The organism is Achromobacter sp. Root83 (genome assembly GCF_001428845.1).
Lineage (GTDB): Bacteria > Pseudomonadota > Gammaproteobacteria > Burkholderiales > Burkholderiaceae_B > Achromobacter.
In genome coordinates, this window is the sequence record NZ_LMIU01000027.1 from 133,398 (window position 1) to 152,254 (window position 18,857).

General features: G+C 66.3%; 18 protein-coding genes and 1 riboswitch. Of the genes, 9 read left to right on the forward strand and 9 right to left on the reverse strand.

Features of this window, described 5'->3' with window-relative positions; all coding sequences use genetic code 11:
- Positions 1-200: 200 nt before the first annotated feature.
- Both ASE30_RS27010 and ASE30_RS27015 read right to left on the reverse strand, forming a co-directional pair.
- Entirely contained in the window at positions 201-536 is a 336-nt protein-coding gene (locus tag ASE30_RS27010; protein ID WP_046803475.1) for an AzlD domain-containing protein, read from the reverse strand.
- Positions 533-1,282, reverse strand: coding sequence for an AzlC family ABC transporter permease (locus ASE30_RS27015; RefSeq protein WP_057287356.1), 750 nt, complete (start codon positions 1,280-1,282; stop codon positions 533-535). The genes ASE30_RS27010 and ASE30_RS27015 overlap by 4 nt, the downstream gene beginning before the upstream one ends.
- Before the next feature lie 176 nt (positions 1,283-1,458).
- On the opposite strand from ASE30_RS27015, the gene ASE30_RS27020 reads away from it, so the two are divergent.
- The 4 genes from ASE30_RS27020 (at position 1,459) to ASE30_RS27035 (ending at position 4,256) form a co-directional block, all read left to right on the forward strand.
- On the forward strand, positions 1,459-2,379 hold the full coding sequence (locus ASE30_RS27020; protein ID WP_057287357.1) for a branched-chain amino acid transaminase: 921 nt from the start codon (positions 1,459-1,461) through the stop codon (positions 2,377-2,379).
- A 75-nt stretch (positions 2,380-2,454) separates the two neighbouring features.
- Complete coding sequence (locus ASE30_RS27025; RefSeq protein WP_057287358.1) at positions 2,455-2,676, forward strand: zinc-finger domain-containing protein; 222 nt, start codon at positions 2,455-2,457, stop codon at positions 2,674-2,676.
- Between the two features lie 39 nt (positions 2,677-2,715).
- Positions 2,716-3,138, forward strand: a complete 423-nt coding sequence (locus ASE30_RS27030) for a nuclear transport factor 2 family protein (RefSeq protein WP_057287359.1) — start codon at positions 2,716-2,718, stop codon at positions 3,136-3,138.
- Positions 3,139-3,155: 17 nt separating this feature from the next.
- Positions 3,156-4,256, forward strand: a complete 1,101-nt coding sequence (locus ASE30_RS27035; protein ID WP_057287360.1) for a YheT family hydrolase — start codon at positions 3,156-3,158, stop codon at positions 4,254-4,256.
- Positions 4,257-4,298: 42 nt separating this feature from the next.
- Here ASE30_RS27035 and ASE30_RS27040 read toward each other — a convergent pair whose 3' ends face one another.
- The gene (locus tag ASE30_RS27040; RefSeq protein ID WP_057287361.1) at positions 4,299-5,822 is read right to left on the reverse strand and encodes a M48 family metalloprotease; all 1,524 of its coding nucleotides are present in this window, start codon (positions 5,820-5,822) and stop codon (positions 4,299-4,301) included.
- Between the two features lie 56 nt (positions 5,823-5,878).
- Between ASE30_RS27040 and galU the strand changes: the two genes are divergently transcribed.
- A complete protein-coding gene (gene galU, locus ASE30_RS27045; protein ID WP_057287362.1) occupies positions 5,879-6,730 on the forward strand; it encodes a UTP--glucose-1-phosphate uridylyltransferase GalU in 852 nt (283 codons plus the stop codon).
- A 64-nt stretch (positions 6,731-6,794) separates the two neighbouring features.
- Here the strand turns inward: galU and ASE30_RS27050 are convergent, their stop codons facing one another.
- From ASE30_RS27050 to ASE30_RS27070, 5 genes are all read right to left on the reverse strand, one after another.
- Positions 6,795-7,667, reverse strand: a complete 873-nt coding sequence (locus tag ASE30_RS27050) for a cytochrome c oxidase assembly protein (protein ID WP_156407796.1) — start codon at positions 7,665-7,667, stop codon at positions 6,795-6,797.
- A 117-nt stretch (positions 7,668-7,784) separates the two neighbouring features.
- A complete protein-coding gene (locus ASE30_RS27055) occupies positions 7,785-8,888 on the reverse strand; it encodes a porin (protein ID WP_057287364.1) in 1,104 nt (367 codons plus the stop codon).
- A gap of 51 nt (positions 8,889-8,939) precedes the next feature.
- A complete protein-coding gene (mgtA, locus tag ASE30_RS27060) occupies positions 8,940-11,738 on the reverse strand; it encodes a magnesium-translocating P-type ATPase (protein ID WP_057287365.1) in 2,799 nt (932 codons plus the stop codon).
- Positions 11,739-12,164: 426 nt separating this feature from the next.
- Positions 12,165-12,497, reverse strand: coding sequence for a hypothetical protein (locus ASE30_RS27065; RefSeq protein WP_057287366.1), 333 nt, complete (start codon positions 12,495-12,497; stop codon positions 12,165-12,167).
- A gap of 438 nt (positions 12,498-12,935) precedes the next feature.
- Positions 12,936-13,940, reverse strand: a complete 1,005-nt coding sequence (locus ASE30_RS27070) for a sodium:calcium antiporter (RefSeq protein ID WP_057287367.1) — start codon at positions 13,938-13,940, stop codon at positions 12,936-12,938.
- Between the two features lie 80 nt (positions 13,941-14,020).
- Positions 14,021-14,176: riboswitch (yybP-ykoY riboswitch) on the reverse strand.
- Positions 14,177-14,318: 142 nt separating this feature from the next.
- Here ASE30_RS27070 and ASE30_RS27075 point away from each other — a divergent pair.
- Positions 14,319-15,662, forward strand: a complete 1,344-nt coding sequence (locus ASE30_RS27075; RefSeq protein WP_057287368.1) for an aminopeptidase P N-terminal domain-containing protein — start codon at positions 14,319-14,321, stop codon at positions 15,660-15,662.
- Between the two features lie 12 nt (positions 15,663-15,674).
- On the opposite strand, the gene ASE30_RS27080 is transcribed toward ASE30_RS27075, so the two are convergent.
- Positions 15,675-16,139, reverse strand: coding sequence for a hypothetical protein (locus ASE30_RS27080; protein ID WP_057287428.1), 465 nt, complete (start codon positions 16,137-16,139; stop codon positions 15,675-15,677).
- 79 nt (positions 16,140-16,218) lie between these two features.
- Here ASE30_RS27080 and ASE30_RS27085 point away from each other — a divergent pair, with 79 nt between their 5' ends.
- From ASE30_RS27085 to ASE30_RS27095, 3 genes are all read left to right on the forward strand, one after another.
- On the forward strand, positions 16,219-17,388 hold the full coding sequence (locus ASE30_RS27085; protein WP_057287369.1) for a UbiH/UbiF/VisC/COQ6 family ubiquinone biosynthesis hydroxylase: 1,170 nt from the start codon (positions 16,219-16,221) through the stop codon (positions 17,386-17,388).
- A gap of 118 nt (positions 17,389-17,506) precedes the next feature.
- Positions 17,507-18,532, forward strand: coding sequence for a tRNA dihydrouridine synthase DusB (gene dusB / locus ASE30_RS27090; protein WP_057287370.1), 1,026 nt, complete (start codon positions 17,507-17,509; stop codon positions 18,530-18,532).
- A gap of 36 nt (positions 18,533-18,568) precedes the next feature.
- A complete protein-coding gene (locus ASE30_RS27095) occupies positions 18,569-18,808 on the forward strand; it encodes a helix-turn-helix domain-containing protein (RefSeq protein WP_006217670.1) in 240 nt (79 codons plus the stop codon).
- Positions 18,809-18,857: the final 49 nt, after the last annotated feature.

Below are 18,857 nucleotides of genomic sequence, written 5' to 3' on the forward strand. Positions count from 1 at the left end.
CATTCTGGATTAGATACTTATGAGGGCAGTACCGGGCCCGGATTGCTGTGGATAACTTGATTTTAGCGCAGGCGCCTTACCACACGGTCAAATCGCCGTCCGGGAGGCAGCTCAATGGCCCCGAATGGCGGCCCTGCGGGAGCCCCGCGCGCATTTGGGGTGTCCACTCCGTGGACAGACCCTGTTCAAAAATTGTTATATCAGCCTGCCAGCCAGCGCAAGCCCCATAGCACCAGCATGCCCACGACAATGACGAGCACCGCGCTGCGGGTGCGCAAAAACACCAGGATGGCGACCAGGCCGGCGACGAGCTTGTAGTCGAACACGGGGCCCAGCCCGGCCTTCCATGGCAGCAGGTCGGGCACGACGATGGCCGTGAGCGCGGCGGCGGGCGCATAACGCAAGGCCCGGCGCACGCCGTCCGGCAAGGGAATGTAGTCGCCGAACAGCATGAAGCCGGCGCGCGTCAGCACGCTGCACAAGGCCAGCAGCAGGATGGCGGAATAGACGTAGATCTCGGAAGGCCAGAGGGTCATGCGCGCGCCTTGAAAAAGCGTTCGGCCCAGATGCCGGCCACCACGCCCGCGATGACGGCGGCCGCGAGCCCCAGGCGCAAGGGCAATGCCTGCCCGACCCAGGCCACCATGCCCGCCGCCAGCATGGATACCAGCATGGGCCTGGAACTGGCCAGCGGCACCGTGATTGCCAGCAGCGCCAGCACGGCGGCAAAATCCAGCGACCAGTCTGCGGGCACCATGGCGCCCAGATAGATGCCGACAATCGAAGACGACTGCCAGACCAGCCAGCCTGGCACGATCGTGCCCAGGAAGAACCATAGCTGCTCGCGCGTGCCGCGTTCGACCGAATCGCCATAGCGCGGCATGAACAGCACGAACCCCATGTCGGTCGTGAAATAGCCGAGTCCGAGCCGCTTTGGCCAGGGCAGGTGACGGAAATAGGGTTGCAGCGCCGCGCCGAAAATAATGAAGCGCAGGTTCACGACGAAACCCGCCGCGAAGATCAGCCATAGCGGCGCGCCCGCGGCGATCAGCGGCAGCGACGTCAATTGCGCCGAGCCCGCGTACAGCAGCAGCGTCATCGCCAGCGCCATGGACTCCGTCAGGCCGGACTTGACCATCGCCACGCCGGTCACCAATCCCCAGGTCGCGGTGGCGATCAGGGCGGGCACGATGGCATGGACACCGGCGCGGAAGGCGGCGACGCGTTCCTGGCGTGCGATGCCAGGGTCTTCGGATTCAGGAAGCGCGGATTCAGAGGACAACGGCTGGCCCCTGGCGATGCAGACAGGACGACATGGAAACTCTATGGGGAGGAAAGCGCGCGAACAGGCCCGTATTGTAACCTCGCTGCTTGATACAATAGCGGGCTCAAGATTCATGACACCTTGGGGACCTGGCGCACTGCGGCAGGCCTGGTGCGCACTGTGTGGAGAAGACCATGTCGATGGCTGACCGCGACGGTTTCATCTGGTACGACGGCAAGCTGGTCCCGTGGCGGGACGCGACGACGCATGTCCTGACGCATTCGCTGCATTACGGGCTGTCCGTCTTCGAAGGCGTGCGCGCGTACCGTTCCGAGATCGGCACCGCCATCTTTCGCCTCGAAGACCACACCAACCGCCTGTTCAATTCGGCGCACATCTACCAGATCCCCATGCCGTTCGATCGCGATACGATCAACGAGGCCCAACGGACAGTCGTGCGCGAAAACCAGCTTGAGTCCGGCTACCTGCGGCCCCTTGTGTTCTACGGTCCCGAAAAAATGGGCGTTTCCCCCAAGGGCGCCAAGGTGCATGTCGCCATCGCCGCGTGGCCCTGGGGCGCCTACCTGGGCGAAGAAGCGCTGTCCCATGGCATCCGGGTCAAGGTGTCGTCGTTTGCCCGCCAGCATGTGAACGTGACGATGCCGCGCGCCAAGGTCGCCACCACCTACGCCAATTCCATCCTGGCCAATACCGAAGCGCTGCAGGACGGTTACGACGAAGCCCTGCTGCTCGACACCGACGGCTTCGTGGCCGAGGGTTCCGGCGAAAACCTGTTCATCGTCAAGGACGGCGTGCTCTGCGAGCCCGAGATCGCCTCGGCCCTGACCGGCATCACCCGGTCCACCATCCATGCGCTGGCGGCCGACTTCGGCCTGCGCGTGGTGACAAAGCGCCTGACGCGCGACGATGTCTACATCGCGGACGAGGCGTTCTTCACGGGCACCGCGGCCGAAGTGACCCCGATCCGCGAGGTCGACAACCGCCAGATCGGCTCCGGCCGGCGCGGCCCGGTCACCGAGATGTTGCAGAACGCATTTTTTGACATGGTGAATGGCCGCAACCCGAAGTACCATCACTGGCTAAGTAAAGTCTGATTCACGCGGCCTTGCCCGCCAAGGCCGCATCATTGTTTCAACCTGCCGTTTATCGGTTCTTTTTCAGGAATATCCATGACCGCTGCTGCTCCGGCCGCCGTCCCCCACGCTCACGAAGTCATCGAGGTCGGCGGTGAAGACCTGCCCGTGTTCTGTCCCGGCCCCAAGGCGCCGCTCTGGAGCATGCACCCCCGTGTCTTTCTGGATGTGGCCCGCACCGGCTCCGCCAGTTGCGCCTATTGCGGCGCCGAATACCGCCTGAAAGCCGGCACGGTGCTGCACGGCCACGGGCACTGAGTTTCCCGACCTATAACACGCTTATCCGTTCCAGCAGCCATGTTCGCCACGCCCGAAGAAGCAGAACACGCGTTCTACGAAGCCCTTGAGCAGGCGGACAGCATCCGCCTGATGCAAGTCTGGGCTGACGACGAAGAAGTCGTATGCATACACCCGGGAGGCTTGCGCATCGTTGGCCATTCCGCGGTGCACGAGTCCTGGCAACAGGTGCTGTCGAACGGCCCGCTGCATGTCCGCCCGCTGCGCCCGCTGGTCATGCTCAGCATGATGTGCGCGGTGCACGTCCTGGTGGAACAGGTGGCGGTGCGCACGCGGGAAGGCACGCAGTTCGCAAACTGCTACGCCACAAACATCTACCACAAGGGTCCGACCGGTTGGCGCATGGTCATGCACCATGCCTCGTCGGCGCCCACGGAAGCCGGGGTGCTCGACTTGCACGACGTACCCGACATGCTGCATTGAATCGGGTGGATTTTTAGTTGGCCGCTGCTCGTCTTGATACAACGCCCTGCCCTGTTCCCCCCTGGTTGCCAGGAGGCGACAGCCAGACGGTATACGCCGCCTTGTTCGCGCAGTATCACCGCATCGCCTTCGTGCGCGACCGCGTGGACACGCCCGATACCGATTTCGTCGATTTCGACTGGACCGGTCCCGGACTGTTCCCCCACAAGGCCGCCGACGGCGCGCCGGTCAGCGGGCAGCGCCCGGTCGCCAACGGCAAGACCGCCGCCGCAAGGTGGATGTCGGACGCGGACTGGCAATCCCTCCCGCAGACGCCCGATACTCCCGCACTGATCCTGTTCCATGGCCTGGAGGGCGGCAGCAACAGCCGCTATGCGCAATCCGTCGCGCATCATTTCCGCGCGCGTGGATGGATCGTCGTCATCGCGCATTTCCGCGGCTGCTCGGGGGTGCCCAACCGCCTGGCGCGCGCCTACTATTCGGGCGACTCGGCCGAGGTGGGATTTCTGCTCGACACCGTGCGCAAGCGCATTCCTCACGCCCGCTGGCATGCGGTGGGCGTTTCGCTGGGCGGCAACGCCCTGCTGAAATACCTGGGCGAACACCAGGAGGACACCTCCTGGCTGACCGCCTGCGCAGGCGTGTCCGTGCCTCTGGATCTTGTCGCCTGCGGCAAGACGCTGGCGACCGGCGTGTTCAACCGGCGCGTCTACACGGCGCACTTCCTGAAGACGCTCAAGCACAAGGTACTGGAAAAGGCGCATCGCTTTCCCGGTTCCATCGACGTCATGCGGATCGCCCACGCGCACGATCTGCGCGAATTCGACGACACCTACACCGCGCCCATGCATGGGTTCCGGAATGCGCTGGATTACTGGACGCGCGCGTCCAGCAAGCCGTGGCTGCCGAAGATCTCGGTGCCGACCCTGGTGCTCAATGCGCGCAACGACCCCTTCATTCCGGCCGCGTCCCTGCCCAAGCCCGATGAATGCGCGCCCGGCGTGCTGCTGCATCAACCGTCGGACGGCGGCCATGCGGGGTTTCCCACCGGCGGCTTTCCAGGGCATCTGAACTGGCTGCCGCAGCGCCTGGGACGCTTCTTCGAAACCGGCTTGTAGCCTGGCCGCGGCGGCGTTGGCCGCCCGACCGCGCGGAAAGCCTCAGCCGGACTTGAAGCGTTCCAGCAACTGGCGTTCTTCGGCCAGCTTGTCCTTGACTTCCTTGATCTGCACATCGATCTGCGACTGCTCGTAGAAGTCGGTGGACATGCCGCGCGCCTGCTGCAATTGGGATTCCGCGGCCGCGAAAGCGCCGGTCATGACGTAATAGCGCGCCAGGTCCCGGCGCGCCTGCACCGGCTTGCCGTTGCGCTCTTCGCTTTGCGCCAGCATCTGGTACAGGCCCGGTTCGTCGCTGCCCCACTGCTTGATCTTGGCGCGCAGATAATCCTGCGCCTCCGCGTGGCGGCCATTGCCCTGCAACGCCTGGGCGTAGGCGATGCCCAGCGCGCGCTGATCGGGCCAGCGCTTGGTGGCCGCCTGGGCCAGCGTCAACGCGCGCGGGTAGTCTTTGCGGGCCAGCGCGATATCGACGCTCAGCTTGGCCAATTGGGGCGAGGCGCGGCCATCGGCCGACGCGAGATTCCAGTAGCGCTCCGCCTCGGCCAGGTTGTTGCGCTGGTATGCCTGCAGGGCCAGGCCGTAATAGGCGGCGGACTGCCGCACGCCGGACAGCGCCTGGGCTTCGTCCTGCAACTGCTGGCTGGCCGACCGCAGGCTGACCGCATCGCGCCCCTGCACGACCCGCATCTTTGCCCGGACATACCAGAAGTCGTCGCTGTCCACATGGCGCGAGGGCGGCAGGGAGCGCACACGGTTCTGCACATCGGACATGCGCTCGATCGAGAGCGGGTGGGTGCTGGCCCAGGAACCGCCGCCCGCGCCTTCATTCAGGCGAGAGGCATTCATCAGCCGCGAGAACATCTGCGACATGCCGTCCGCGTCGTATCCCGCCTTGGTCAGCATCTGGAGCCCGGCGCGATCGGCCTCGCGTTCCGCGTCGCGGGAGAAGCCGAGTTGGCGATTGATGGCCGCGGCTTGGCCAAAGGCCGCCACCCCCACGGCAAGATTGCCGCCACCGCCCGCCAGCGCCGCCAGCAGCGCGCCCGCCAGGCTGGCAAGCATCATCATGCTGTTCTGGCTTTGCTGTGTCATGCCGCGTGCAATATGGCGCTGCACGACGTGGCCGATTTCGTGCGCCAGCACCGCGGCAAGTTCGGACTCGCTGCCCGAGGACACGATCAGCCCGGTGTTCACGCCGATGAAACCGCCGGGCATGGCAAACGCGTTGATTTCGGGGTCGCGCACGCCGAACATTTCCACCTCGGGCACGCCCCCGGGCGCAAACGCCGCCAGCTTACGGCCCATCGTGGTGAGGTATTGGCCAAGTTCGGGATCGTCCACGTAGGTGGGGTCTCGCCGGCCCTGCGACATGATGGCTTCGCCCAGGCTGCGTTCCAGCATGGGTGACAGATCGGCCGCCGACGCGGCGCCCATGGAGGGCAGGCCGACCGGCTGCGCCCAGGCGGCGACGGGGATCGTGGGGGCGACGAGCGCGGCACACAGGCTGGCTATCGCGCCGTGTTTCGCAATCGCGCAAATGGATGGCATTTTCCTGCGGTTCATAAGCCTATGATAGCGATGAGCTTAAAATGTTTCATCGAACCCCCATCGAGGTCTCAATGCGTCCCGTCCGTAAAGCCGTTTTCCCAGTCGCAGGCATGGGCACGCGCTTCCTGCCCGCCACCAAGGCGATGCCCAAGGAAATGCTGCCCGTGGTCGATAAGCCCCTCATTCAGTACGCCGTGGAAGAAGCCGTGGCGGCCGGAATCACTGACCTTATTTTTGTGACCGGGCGGAACAAGCGCGCCATCGAAGATCACTTCGATTCCGCGCCCGAACTTGAATCCGACCTGGAAAGCAAGGGCAAGCACGAACTTCTGGCGATGGTGCGAGGCATTCTACCTGCGCACGTGAATTGCCTCTATATCCGGCAATCGGCTCCGTTGGGGCTGGGCCACGCGGTGCTGTCGGCCGCTCCCGCGGTGGGCGACGAGCCCTTCGCCGTCCTGCTCGCGGACGATCTGATCGACGCCAGCACGCCCGCCATGAAGCAACTGGTGGACATCGCCGTGGCGCAGAACGCCAGTGTGCTGGGCGTCCAGGACGTGCCCCGCGCCGATACCCGAAAGTATGGCATCGTGGCCACCCGGCAGGGCGAAGCCCAGCTCGACGGGCGTACTGAACGCGTGACGCATATCGTTGAAAAGCCCGAACCCGATGCCGCGCCTTCCACTCTGGCGGTCGTGGGCCGTTACGTGCTGGAAGCCGCCATCTTCGATCACCTGCGCTCGACCAAGATGGGTGCGGGCAACGAAATCCAGCTGACGGACGGCATTGCCTCGCTGATGCGCGAGCGTGCCGTGTTTGCGCACCGCTTCGAGGGCGTGCGCTATGACTGCGGCAACAAGGCCGGAATGTTCCAGGCCACCGTGGCGCTGGGCAAGAAATACCACGGCCTGCTGCCTGAATGAACTGCACCCGGTAAACCGCAACCCAGATGCGCGCGGCGCCAGGCGCGCGCATCTCGGGGCGTATCTAGGCGGATAGCGCCGCCCGGGCCTTGGCGCGGGCGCGCGCGTCGCGGTCGGCCTTGCGCAGGCGTCCCTTGGCGGACAGGCGCATCAAGGTCCCCAGCGCCACCATCAACCCGATCACCTCCACCAGCGCGGCCGGAATCCACATGGTCAGGCCGCCGATCGTCTGATCCGTCTGGGCCGACATCGCGATGGCGCGGCCGCACAGCTCGAAGAGCGGATAGATGTCGCTTTCGGTGAACGCGATGACGGCGCCCGCCACCATCTGCGGGAGCATCGTCGCTACGGGGGAAATCACCCGGCCGCCCGGCGACATGGCCGCGGGGGGAGCGGGACGGCGGTCCAGGATCAGGTTCCAGTACATGAAGCCGCTGATCACCACGGACCAGTTCATCAGCCGGTACAGGCGCCAGTCGAGCATGGAATAGAACTGCACTGACGGTATCAGCCAGATCAGCACCAGGAACACGAACAGCGCCGGCACGAAGATCTTGTTGGTCAGCACCGCCACGGTCGCGCGGCCCGAGCCGGTGCGCAGGAAATCGCGCAGGCGGATGCGCCAGGCCATCGGCAGCCCCGCGCGCATGACCTGGCCCGGAAACGCCGCCATGACCAGCAGCGGCCCCAGATGATGCAGCACGAGGTGCTGGATGCGGTGGATGAAGAACATGCGCTCGGCGTAGTAGTCCAGCCGGGTGTGCAGCGACAGGTAAAGCAGCACCATCCCCGTCCAGAACAGGACCTGGCGCGCGCCCGTCACATGGTGGACCCGCCGGCCGCGCACGAACAGCACGATGGCGACCAGGAAGGAAGCCACCAGCGTGGGAGAAAACTCCCAGGGTACGAGCCATTCGAGACTATCCATGCGGGCCATCCGAAAAACGACGGGGAAAGACAAGGATCGGCGCGCAGCGCCGCTCCACGCCGATTGTAGTAGACCCCCGGATCCCGTGCTCCTGGGCGCCCGGCGCCGAGACAGCCCCCCCCTGGCTCAGAAGTGGTGCGAAACGCCCGTCCCGATACGGCTGGTGTGGGAGTTCGCGGGGTCGAACTGCCTGTCCAGCGTGTAATTCGACGCGTAGCCGGCAAAGGCATAAAGCGTCGTGCGCGGGGACAAGTCATAGGTATAGCCCAAGGTCACGACTTGCGCGTTGCGCGCCGTCATGCCGTTGGCCCAATGCCAGTCCGGCCTGGCCAGCGACCATTGCACCAGCACGGCGCCCGGCCCCACTGGCACGCTGGCGCCTGCCAGCCAGGCATTGACCGTGCCGCCCCGCACGAAAGCGGCCGGCCCCAGGCCCAGGTCCAGGCCGTCGGGGTCGCCCCCGTCCAGCCCCACGTAGCCATCGCGCTGCCGCGACCACGCCAGCGACAGCTTGAGCACCTCGAAATCATAGGAAGCGCCCAGCTGTACGGCCTGCGGATGCCCGCCGCGGCCGCCGGGCGGCTCGGCCAGGCGCAACTTGTCCCATGTGGCCACCGCGAGCAAGGGGCCGTCCTCGTATTTCAGGCCCAGACTCAACGCGCGGTTGTTCTGGCGGGTGCGAAACCGGTCCTGGGCGTCCGCGTCGAAGGAATATCCAGCCCCCGCCTGGAACCCGCGCCATTCGGGCGAATAGTAATTGACCAGGTTGCTGAACTGATAATTGTCCGAGGCCTTGAACGTGGCCCCCATGCCCATGTCCTTCCACGAGGCGATCTCCAGCGCGCTGCCGTAGGTCTTGCCGATGGTGTCCTGGCGGCCCAGCCGCAGTTCGCCGTAGCGTTCGTGGCCCAGCCCGACCCAGGCGCCATAGTTGAACAGGCTGTCGCCGTCCCCCGCCTTGCCGGTGGCCGGATCGAAGCCGCTTTCCATCTGAAAGCGGGCGCGCCAGCCCCCGCCCAGGTCTTCCGCGCCCTGCAGCCCCCACAGGGAGTCCGTCAGGCCGCCGGCGAGAAACCCGCTGCGGCTGCCCTGCCCCGACACGTTCGTTACCGCCAGGCCGGCATCCACCACCCCGTACCACTGCAGGCCGGGGACGGCGCTGGCGGCCGAGGCGCCCGGCGGCTGGATCAAGCCGGCCGCCATCAGAACGGCGCAAATTGCGATTCTCATGTTGCTCCCCTGCGAATGCGGCGGGCGGTGCCCGCCGCAAGGGATATCGGCCTACTGCCAGCCGTATCGGCGCACCCAGATGCTCTTGAGCAACTGAGTCAGGACGCAATAGCCGAGCAGGAGGCCCACCAGCCACGGGAAGTAGCTCCAGGGCAGCGCCTGAAGCTGAAAATACCCGGCCAGCGGCGTGAACGGCAGCAGCAGGCCCAGCGTCACCACCATCAGCGTCATCCCCATCAGCGGCCAGGAAGCGCGGCTTTGCAGGAAGGGGATACGGCGGGTGCGGATCATATGCACGATCAACGTCTGCGACAACAGGCCTTCGACAAACCAGCCCGACTGAAACAGCGTCTGGTGTTCCGGGGCGTTTGCCTGGAACACGTACCACATCAGGGCATAGGTGGCGATGTCGAAAACAGAACTGATCGGACCGAAGAAGAGCATGAAGCGTCCCAGACCGTCAGGATCCCATTGCTGGGGCTGTTTCAGCAATTCTTCATCGACATTGTCGAACGGGATTGCCGTCTGGGAAATGTCGTACATCAAGTTCTGCAACAGCAGATGAATGGGCAGCATGGGGAGGAACGGCAGGAAGGCGCTGGCCACCAGAACCGAAAACACATTGCCGAAATTGGAGCTGGCCGTCATTTTCAGGTACTTGAGCATGTTGCAGAAGGTCTTGCGGCCTTCGATCACGCCGTCCTCCAGCACCATCAGGCTCTTTTCCAGCAGAATGATGTCCGCGGCCTCCTTCGAGATATCGACCGCCGAGTCCACCGATATGCCCACATCCGCGGCGCGCAGGGCTGGCGCATCGTTGATGCCGTCTCCCATGAATCCCACGGTGTCGCCCTGGGCCCGCAGGCTGCGCACGATGCGCTCCTTGTGAGCGGGGGTCAGGCGCGCGAACACGTTGGCCACGCGCACGGCGGCGGCCAGTTGCGCGTCGTCCATCGCGTCGATATCGGCGCCCAGGAAGACCTTGCGGACCTCGAACCCCACTTCACGGCAGACCTTCTGGGCCACGAGTTCCACATCGCCCGTCAGCACCTTGACCTCGATGCCAGAGGCCTTCAGCGCCGCCAATGCGGGGCCGGTGGACGCCTTGGGCGGATCCAGGAACGCGATGTACCCGACCATGACCAGGCCGCATTCATCCGCGACGCCGTACGCCTGCTGCGTGGGCGGCATTTCCCTGACGCCCACCGCGATGACGCGCAGCCCGTCGCGGTTCAGGCCCGCCGTCACGCGGCGGATATCCGCGCGACGCGCGTCGGTCAGCGGATGCACCTCGCTGCCCACGCGCAGGTGCGTGCAGGCCGACAGCATTTCCTCCAGCGCGCCCTTGCAGATCAGTTCATGATGGTCGCGGCCGTTCTCGGTTTCGTTCACCACGACCGACATGCGCCGCCGCGAGAAGTCGAAGGGGATCTCGTCGACCTTGCGGTAGCGGGCGGCCAGATCCAGCCGGCGCTCGACCTCGGCGTGCCGCAGGACCGCCACGTCCAACAGGTTCTTGAGTCCGGTCTGGTAGTAGCTGTTCAGATAGGCATAGGCCAGCACGTCGTCGCTGCTGGCGCCATAGACATCGGTATGGCGTTCCAGCACGATCCGGTCCTGCGTGAGCGTGCCGGTCTTGTCCGTGCACAGCACGTTCATCGCCCCCAGGTTCTGGATGGCGTCGAGGCGCTTGACGACGACCTTGCGCCGCGACATGCGCAAGGCGCCCTTGGCCAGCGTGGCCGTGACGATCATGGGCAGCATCTCGGGCGTCAGCCCCACCGCGATGGCCAGCGCGAACAGCAGCGCTTCCATCCAGTCGCCCTTGGTGTAGCCGTTGATCAGCATGACCACCGGCGCCATGACCAGCATGAAGCGGATCAGGATCCAGCTCACCCGGTTGATGCCCTGCTGGAACTGCGTCGGGGCGCGGGAGGCCTGCGTGACGCGGCCCGCCAACTGGCCGAAGTACGTATTCGAGCCGGTGGCGACGACCAGCGCGCTGCCGGAGCCGCTGACCACATTGGTCCCCATGAAGGCCATGTTTTCCAGTTCCAGCGAATTACCGGTTTCCACGTGCTGGGCCATGTGCTTTTCGACGGGCAGGGATTCGCCGGTCAGCGCGGCCTGCGCGACAAACAGGTCCTTTGCGTTCAGGATGCGGCAGTCGGCGGGAACCATGTCGCCGGCGGAAAGCAGTATGACGTCGCCGGGCACCAGCTCCGCCAGCGGCACCTCCAACTGATGCGAGCCGGTCGCGTGCAGCGTGGCGCCGTAACGGCGCGGCCCATCGCCCCAGGCGGTGGCGACGGCGTCCTTGCGCAGCGCCGTGGCCGTGTTCTGCACCATCGCCTTGAGCGCTTCGGCAGCGCGGTTGGAACGCTGTTCCTGCACGAAGCGCAGCACCGTGGAAATCACGACCATCGAACCGATGATCGCGACGGCGGTCCAGGACTGCTCCTCGCTGGCGGCCATCCGCACATCGGTCACCCATGACAGCACCGCCAGCGCGGTCAGCAGCAGGTTGAACGGATTGCGGTAGGACAGCCACAGGTGAACGGGCCAGGACAGCGGCTTTTCGTGCTCGACCTCATTGGCGCCATGGCGTTCGCGCGCGGCGCGCGCCTGCGCTTCGGACAATCCGCCCCAGCCGCTGGCGAACCGCGCAAACAGGGAATCAAAGCCCAGCCGCGAGGTTTCCAGCATGTGCTGGTTGGCGCGGCGCGAAGCGTCGGACGAGACCGCCGCGGTCTCGCCGGCCTGCTCAAGGATGGGGGCGCGGCGGAAGTGGCGGCCGGACCGCCGCAGGCCCGCGGCGGACGAAAAAAAAGATTTCAGGAACGTAAACACGGGAGTGCTCCGGTTATTGGTGTTGTTGTTGGAGACACGGACGACCCCGCCCGCGGCGGCTGCGCGCGGGCAGCAGCGGGCCGCGGCTTTCGGAGCGAAAGCCGTCGATCCGCCGCGTACAGGCGTGCGCAGGCGCCGGGGCAAATGTTGCCGGTGTCCGGATCGCGTCGATGGCGCGCCGGGGTGCGGAAAACGGAAGGGGAGCTAGCGGAGGAATCGGAACCGGGGCAGGCGTCGCACAGGGTGCGGGCAAGGCCGGGGATTCGTGGCTGCGGAGTCCGTCAGGACCGGGATGGCTATCCGGCCGGTCGGCTCGCAGTGAGAAGACAGGTCAGACAGGCATGCCGGCGCCGCGCACGGGGCGCAATCGAGGTTCGGGGTCTAAGGCACTAGGCATGATCTCTCCTGGGGTGGTTGCGGCGGGCTTCAGGCCAGCGCGGCTTGCGCGCCGAAATGCACATGGCGCACGGCGGGGTTGGCGCTCAGGCGGCGCGCCTGCGACATCAATTCCGCCCGCAATTCGGGGGGGCAATTGACGGTGATGCAAGCCGACGCCAGATCGGGGTCTTTACCCTGATCGATCTGCACTTGCGAGACGTCCAGGCCGGCGGCCCCGAAGTCCAGGCAGATCTGCTTGCGCAAGGCTCCCAGCTCGCCGCGCGGACAGATGACCGTCAAGCGCGACGTGCCGCGGCGGCGGCCCAAAGCGGTGGCGCGGTCCACGCCGGCGCGGCGTAGGAACAAGTCGAAGAAACGCATAACGACCTCCATTGCAAGAATGGGGAGCGTGATCGCGAACACGTGCGAGCCGGACGGCGCCCGGGCAACGGACACGACAAACGTGCACGAGCGCTGGCGCTGCGACTAGCGGCGGTTCTGGCGGTTTACGTTGGGGAGAGTCCCGGCAGGCTGAAGGCCTGCGCTACTGACCGGGCGCGAGCCTGGTGCCTGGGATACGCCGCAACCTGCGTGACAGGATGCGGCAGATGGAGTTCTGCGTGGTTCCTGTCAGACAGCGATGTCGATGCAAGATCGACTACTTTCGCCGGAATCGGTATTCACGAAGACTGCTCCTGGGATGGATAACAGAAAGATTTTACGCGGGTTTCTACTGATGGACAAGGTTTATGCGCTTTTAAGGCGCGGCAGGCCGGCAGCGGCGGCGCCAGCCCGTGAAGGCTCGCGCCGCCATCGCGGTCAGGCGTAGAAGTGCCAGCCCAGATAACCCGCGAATACGGCATACAGGCCACCCACCGCCGACAGCGCCGGCACGCTCATGGCCGAGCGCCGGAAACGCAGCCACAGGAGCCCGATGGAGAGCATCGTGAACAGGCCCGCCGCCAGCAGGGGCGCATCCAGCAGCCACGGCGTCATGAAGATGCCCAGCGCGCTGGGGATGGTGGCCTGGATCATCATGGCGCCAGAAATATTGGCCAGCGCCAGCCGTTCCTTGCCCTGACGCACCCATATCAGCGCATTCATGATTTCGGGCAGCTCGGTCGCCACGGGGGCCAGAAGCAAGGCCGCCACGTGCGGCGATGCGCCCATGGCCACGCCCAGCAGTTCGATCTGGTTCACGAACACATGCGAGGCCCCGGCGATCACCACCAGCGCCATGATCGTCTGGGTGGCCGCCCAGAACATGGTGGGGTTCTCATCGCGGGGACGCAGCTTGAGCGGCTCCAGGTCCTCGCAATCGGCCCTCTCCTCGTCTCGGCTGAGTTCGCGCTTGATGTACAGGCCATACGTGGCCAGGAACAGGATGCCCAGCCAGGGCTTCCAGGCAAAAGCCAGCAGCCCCAGCCCCACCTTGAAAATGAATATGCCCATGAACCAGGCCTGGTCGCGGGCCAGCCGGCGCTGGTCCGCGTTGATACAGCCGGCTTGCGTCGGCTGCCCGCGGCGCGCGCGCCACAGCGCCAGGCCGACCACGGCGTAGGCCAGGGTCGCCAGCACCAGCGGGCCGCCCATGGCCGCGCCGACCCCGATGTCCTTCTGCTCGGGAGTGTCGCCGAAGACGACCGCCATGAAGGTGACCGCGCTTTCCGGCAAGGCAGTGCCGAACGCGGCCAGCACGGTGCCTGTGGCGGTGGCGCCCAGGTGGAACCGGTGTCCGACCCATTCAACGCCATTGACGAAGAATTCGCACGCGACGTAGATCACTGCCGCGGACAGGAAAAACAGGAACAGGGTGAGCAACATATGAACGCAGCCGGACGAGCAGAAACCAATTGGCGCGACGCAACGGCTCGCCCGGCTAGGGTGAACGTTACGCGGCCAAAGGTCTCGCCTGGCTGATCCATGCGGCGGGCGGGCCGCGTGCATGGAAACCGTTAGCGCCATGGAGTTCTGGTAACCGCTACGCGGCCCGAACCACCAAGTCTGTTGACGCTAACTCCTTTGGGGACAAAGGATGGCTACTCCCCAATGACAGAGCGGCGATTGTAGCAGCGGATACGTGTCGGTCCAGCGAATCCCAGGCCGGTGCCATGGAAACGTCCGCGGGGTGTTGCATTTGCGGGATGGCGGGTAAAGTAAGCGCCATCTACTGCCCTTGCGGGGCTTGCGCCCCGGCCCGCCATGAGCCTGCCTCCCGACGACATCGCCCCTTTCGCCGCGCGGCGCCAGCGCCTGATGGAGCGCATGCGCGCCGACGGCGGCGGCATCGCCATCCTGGCGACCGCGCCCGAGGCCGTCCGCAATCGCGACGCGGAGTACCCCTACCGGCACGACAGCGATTTCTTCTACCTGACCGGCTTTACCGAGCCGGGTGCGTGGCTGGTACTGATCGCCGGCGCCTCGGACCGCGCGGTGCTGTTCTGCAGGCCGCGCCATGTGGAACATGAAATGTGGGAAGGCCGGCGGTTCGGCCCCGAGGCGGCCGCCGCGTATTTCGGCTTCGATGACGCCCATCCCATCGACGCGCTGGATGAACTGATACCCGCGCTCATGCTGGACCACCCCACCCTGTATGCGCCGCTGGCCGGCGACAAGCGCACGGATGGACGCCTGCACCGCTGGCTGGCCGCGGCGCGCGAGGCCAGCCGCGGCGGCCATGCCCCGCCCGCCCGGCAGCAGGACATCCGTCCGCTGCTCGCCGGCATGCGGCTGATCAAGGACGCCACCGAAATAGCGGCGATGCGGCGCGCGGCGAAGATCTCCGCCGGCGCGCATGTCCGCGCCATGCGGGTGGCCCGGGCCGGCATGCGCGAGTACGAGATCGAGGCCGAACTGCTCTATGAATTCCGCCGCCACGGCGCGCAATCGGTGGCCTACAACAGCATCGTCGCCGCCGGCGCGAACGCCTGCGTGCTGCATTACCCGGCCGGCGAAGCCACGCTGCGGGACGGCGACCTGGTCCTGGTCGACGCGGGCTGCGAAGTGGACAGTTATGCCAGCGACATCACGCGGACCTTCCCGGTCAACGGCCGCTACAGCGGCCCCCAGCGCGCGCTGTACGACCTGACCGTGGCGGCGCAAGAGGCGGCGGCCCATGCCACCGCGCCGGGCCGGGGCTTCAACGACGGCCACGAGGCGGCACTGCGCGTCCTGGCGCAGGGGATGCTGGATCTGAAGCTGTTGAAGGGCTCGCTGGACGGCGTGCTGGAATCCGGCGATTACAGCCGTTTCTACATGCACCGGACCGGCCACTGGCTGGGGCTGGACGTCCATGATGTGGGCGACTACCGGCAAACCGGCCCCGCCCAGGGAGCGGAACGCCCCTGGCGCAAGCTGGAAACGGGAATGATGCTGACCATCGAACCCGGCATCTATGTGCGCCCGGCCGACGACGTGCCCGAGGCCTACTGGAATATCGGCATCCGCACCGAGGACGATGCGCTGGTCACCGACGAAGGTTGCGAACTCATCACGCGCGGCGTGCCGGTGCAGGCCAGCGAGATCGAAGCGCTGATGCGCGAATAGCCCGCGCCCCGCCTATAGGACGTAGCCGTCCAGCCAGCCCATCGCCACCCATACGTAGACCACCACCATGGCGATGGCGAACATGGTCACAATGGCGCCGACGAGGCAGGCCAGGATGGCCACGAGCACCGGGCCCCACCCGGTGGACGACGGCCGCCCCAGGCCGGGGTTGTAGATCCGGTCGAATTTCTCGTCCGGCATCAGCGAGAACACCGCGCTTTCGATGAACCCGTCGATCATGGGAATGAAGAGCAGGAAAAACGCGGGATTGTCGTACCAGACCGGGTAGAAGCGGAACGCGCAGAACAGGCTGACCAGGGCCAGCGCGCTGACCAGCCAGGCATGGCGGCGGCCCAGATACCACCAGTGCGCGCCAACCGCGCCGAACAGGCAGGCCAGGAGCCCCACCGCGACCTTGCCGCGCGGGCGGCGGGCGGATACGGCGGACAGCGAAGAGGAAACCTGAGCCTGCGTCATGTCGATCAACCGGGAAAGGGGCCGAGGCGCCAAGCCGCGCCGGCTGCCCGGGATTGTAGTGGACGGTTAAAATCCCGCCATGACCTCCTCCGCCTTCGACATTGCGATTCTTGGCGCCGGCCCGGTGGGCCGCGTGTTGGCCCTGATGCTGGCGCGCGTGGCGCCGGACCCGGCGCGCATCGCCCTGCTCGCGGGCAGCGCGCCCGCCCCGGCCACGCCGGCCGCGGCCGTGCCCGCCGCGGATCCCCGCGTGCTCGCCATGAACCACGGCAGCCGCGTACTGCTGGAGTCGCTGCATGCCTGGCCCGAGCGCTCGGCCGACATCCGCAATATCCACGTGTCGCAGCGCGGCCGGCTGGGCCGCACGCTGATCCAGCACACCGATTTCGGCGTGCCTCAGCTGGGCAGCGTGGTCGCGTATTCGGGGCTGTACGCCAAACTGGACGAATGCGTGGCCGCCTGCGGCGTCACCGTGCTGGCCGGCCCGCCCGCCCAGATCGGCCGCCAGGACGCGGAAGGCGTGCGCGTGCAGCAGGGCGACGCCGAACTTCTGTGCCAGGTCGCCGTGCAGTCCGACGGCGCGGGCGCCACCGACGTGCGCCGCGACTACGACCAGCACGCCGTGCTGACCACGGCGCACGCCACCCTGCCCCGCCGCGGCTGGGCCTGGGAACGTTTCACTTCCGAAGGGCCGCTGGCGCTCCTGCCGCATCCGCAGACACCGGACGCCTACTCCGTCGTCTGGTGCAGCGCGCCCGACCGGGCGGCCGAGCTGGCCGCGCTGGACAACGCCGCGTTTTCGCGCGCCCTGTCGCAGGCTTTCGGGGACCGCCTGGGCCGGCTGTCCAGCCAAGCCCCCCGCCACGTTTTTCCGCTGGCGCTCGCCGCCCGCCGGGCGCAGGTGCATGGCCGCGTGGCGGCCATCGGCAATGCCGCGCAGACCCTGCACCCCGTGGCGGGCCAGGGCCTGAACCTGGGCTTGCGCGACGCGGCCCGCCTGGCCCAGACGCTGGCCAACTGGCTCGCCCACCCCGCCTCCAGTCCGGGCGGAGCGCTGGCGGAATTCGCCCAGGCGCGCCATGTGGACCGCTTCATCACCGCCGGCCTCACCGACCTGATGCCGCGGGTGTTCTCGACCGGCCTGGCTCCGGTGGAGCATGCCTGTGGCCTGGCCTTATTGGGGATGGATCTCGCGTCCCCTTTGCGCGCGCCGCTTGCCCAGCACCTTCTGCAAGGCTTTCGCGCCTGATTTCCGGCCGGTTCCGGCCCTTGAAAAAGGGATGGAATCGCCGGATTCCGCCCCCCGTTGTTACCAAGCTGTCGCGAGCTGAAAACGGGGGTTCGATCGAGCCGGTTAAAATGTGACCATGCGCATAGGCCAGTGGACCCTTCCCAACAATGTTCTTGTCGCGCCCATGGCGGGCGTGACGGACCGTCCTTTCCGACAGCTCTGCAAGAAGCTGGGGGCCGGCTATGCCGTGTCGGAAATGGCCGCCAGCAACCCCAGGCTGTGGGATAGCGTGAAGACCTCGCGCCGCCTGAACCACGACGGCGAAATCGCCCCCATTTCCGTCCAGATCGCCGGGGCGGACCCCGCGATGATGGCCGAGGCCGCCATTTTCAACGCGGACAAGGGCGCACGGATCATCGACATCAATATGGGGTGCCCGGTCAAGAAGGTGTGCAACGTGGCCTCGGGGTCGGCGCTGTTGCGCCATGAAGACCTGATCGTGCGCATCCTGGATGCCGTGGTGGCCGCCTGCGCGCCCCGGGGCGTGCCGGTCACCCTGAAGACCCGCACCGGCTGGGACCGGGACAGCCGCAATGCCCTGCGGGTGGCGAAACTGGCCGAAAATGCCGGCATTTCCGCCCTGACCCTGCATGGCCGCACACGGGCCGACCTCTATACGGGCGAGGCGGAATATGACACTATCCGCGCCGTCAAGGCCGAGCTGAAGATCCCCGTGATTGCCAACGGAGATATCGACTCGCCTGCAAAAGCCAAGCGCGTCCTGCATTACACTGGCGCCGACGCGGTCATGATTGGCCGGGCGGCTCAAGGCCGTCCCTGGATTTTCCGCGAAATCGACCACTACCTGCGCACGGGCGAAACACTGGCCCCTCCCTCCTATGGGGAAATGCGCGAGCTGCTGCTCGAACATCTCGACGACCATTACCGGTTCTATGGCGAACACACCGGCGTACGCACGGCGCGCAAGCACATAGGCTGGTACCTGGACGGCCTGCCGGGCGCGGATTCGTTCTGCGCCCGCATGAACCAGATCGACAATACCCGCGACCAGTGGCGGGCGGTGTCGGATTGGTTCGACATCATCTCGCGCGACGGCAGTTCCAACCCGGCGCCGGTCGCAGAAGCCCTGCTGGCGGCATAACCGCCTCAACACCAACATAAAAATATCTGTACTCAAATGAGCAAGAAAGATGTCCTGGAAGAATGCGTGCGCGCCAGCCTGGAGCGCTATTTCGAAGACTTGGGTGAATCCGAGCCCCACGATATGTGGGACATGGTGATGCGCTGCGTGGAGCGCCCGGTGCTTGAAGTGGCGCTGGAGCGGTCGGGCGGCAACCAGTCCCGGGCGTCCGAAATGCTGGGCATCACCCGCAACACCCTGCGCAAGAAGTTGCTGGCGCACAATATCCAGGTATAGCTTTCCCCCGCGCGGGCGACGGATGCATCGCGCCGCCCGCCTCTCCAGA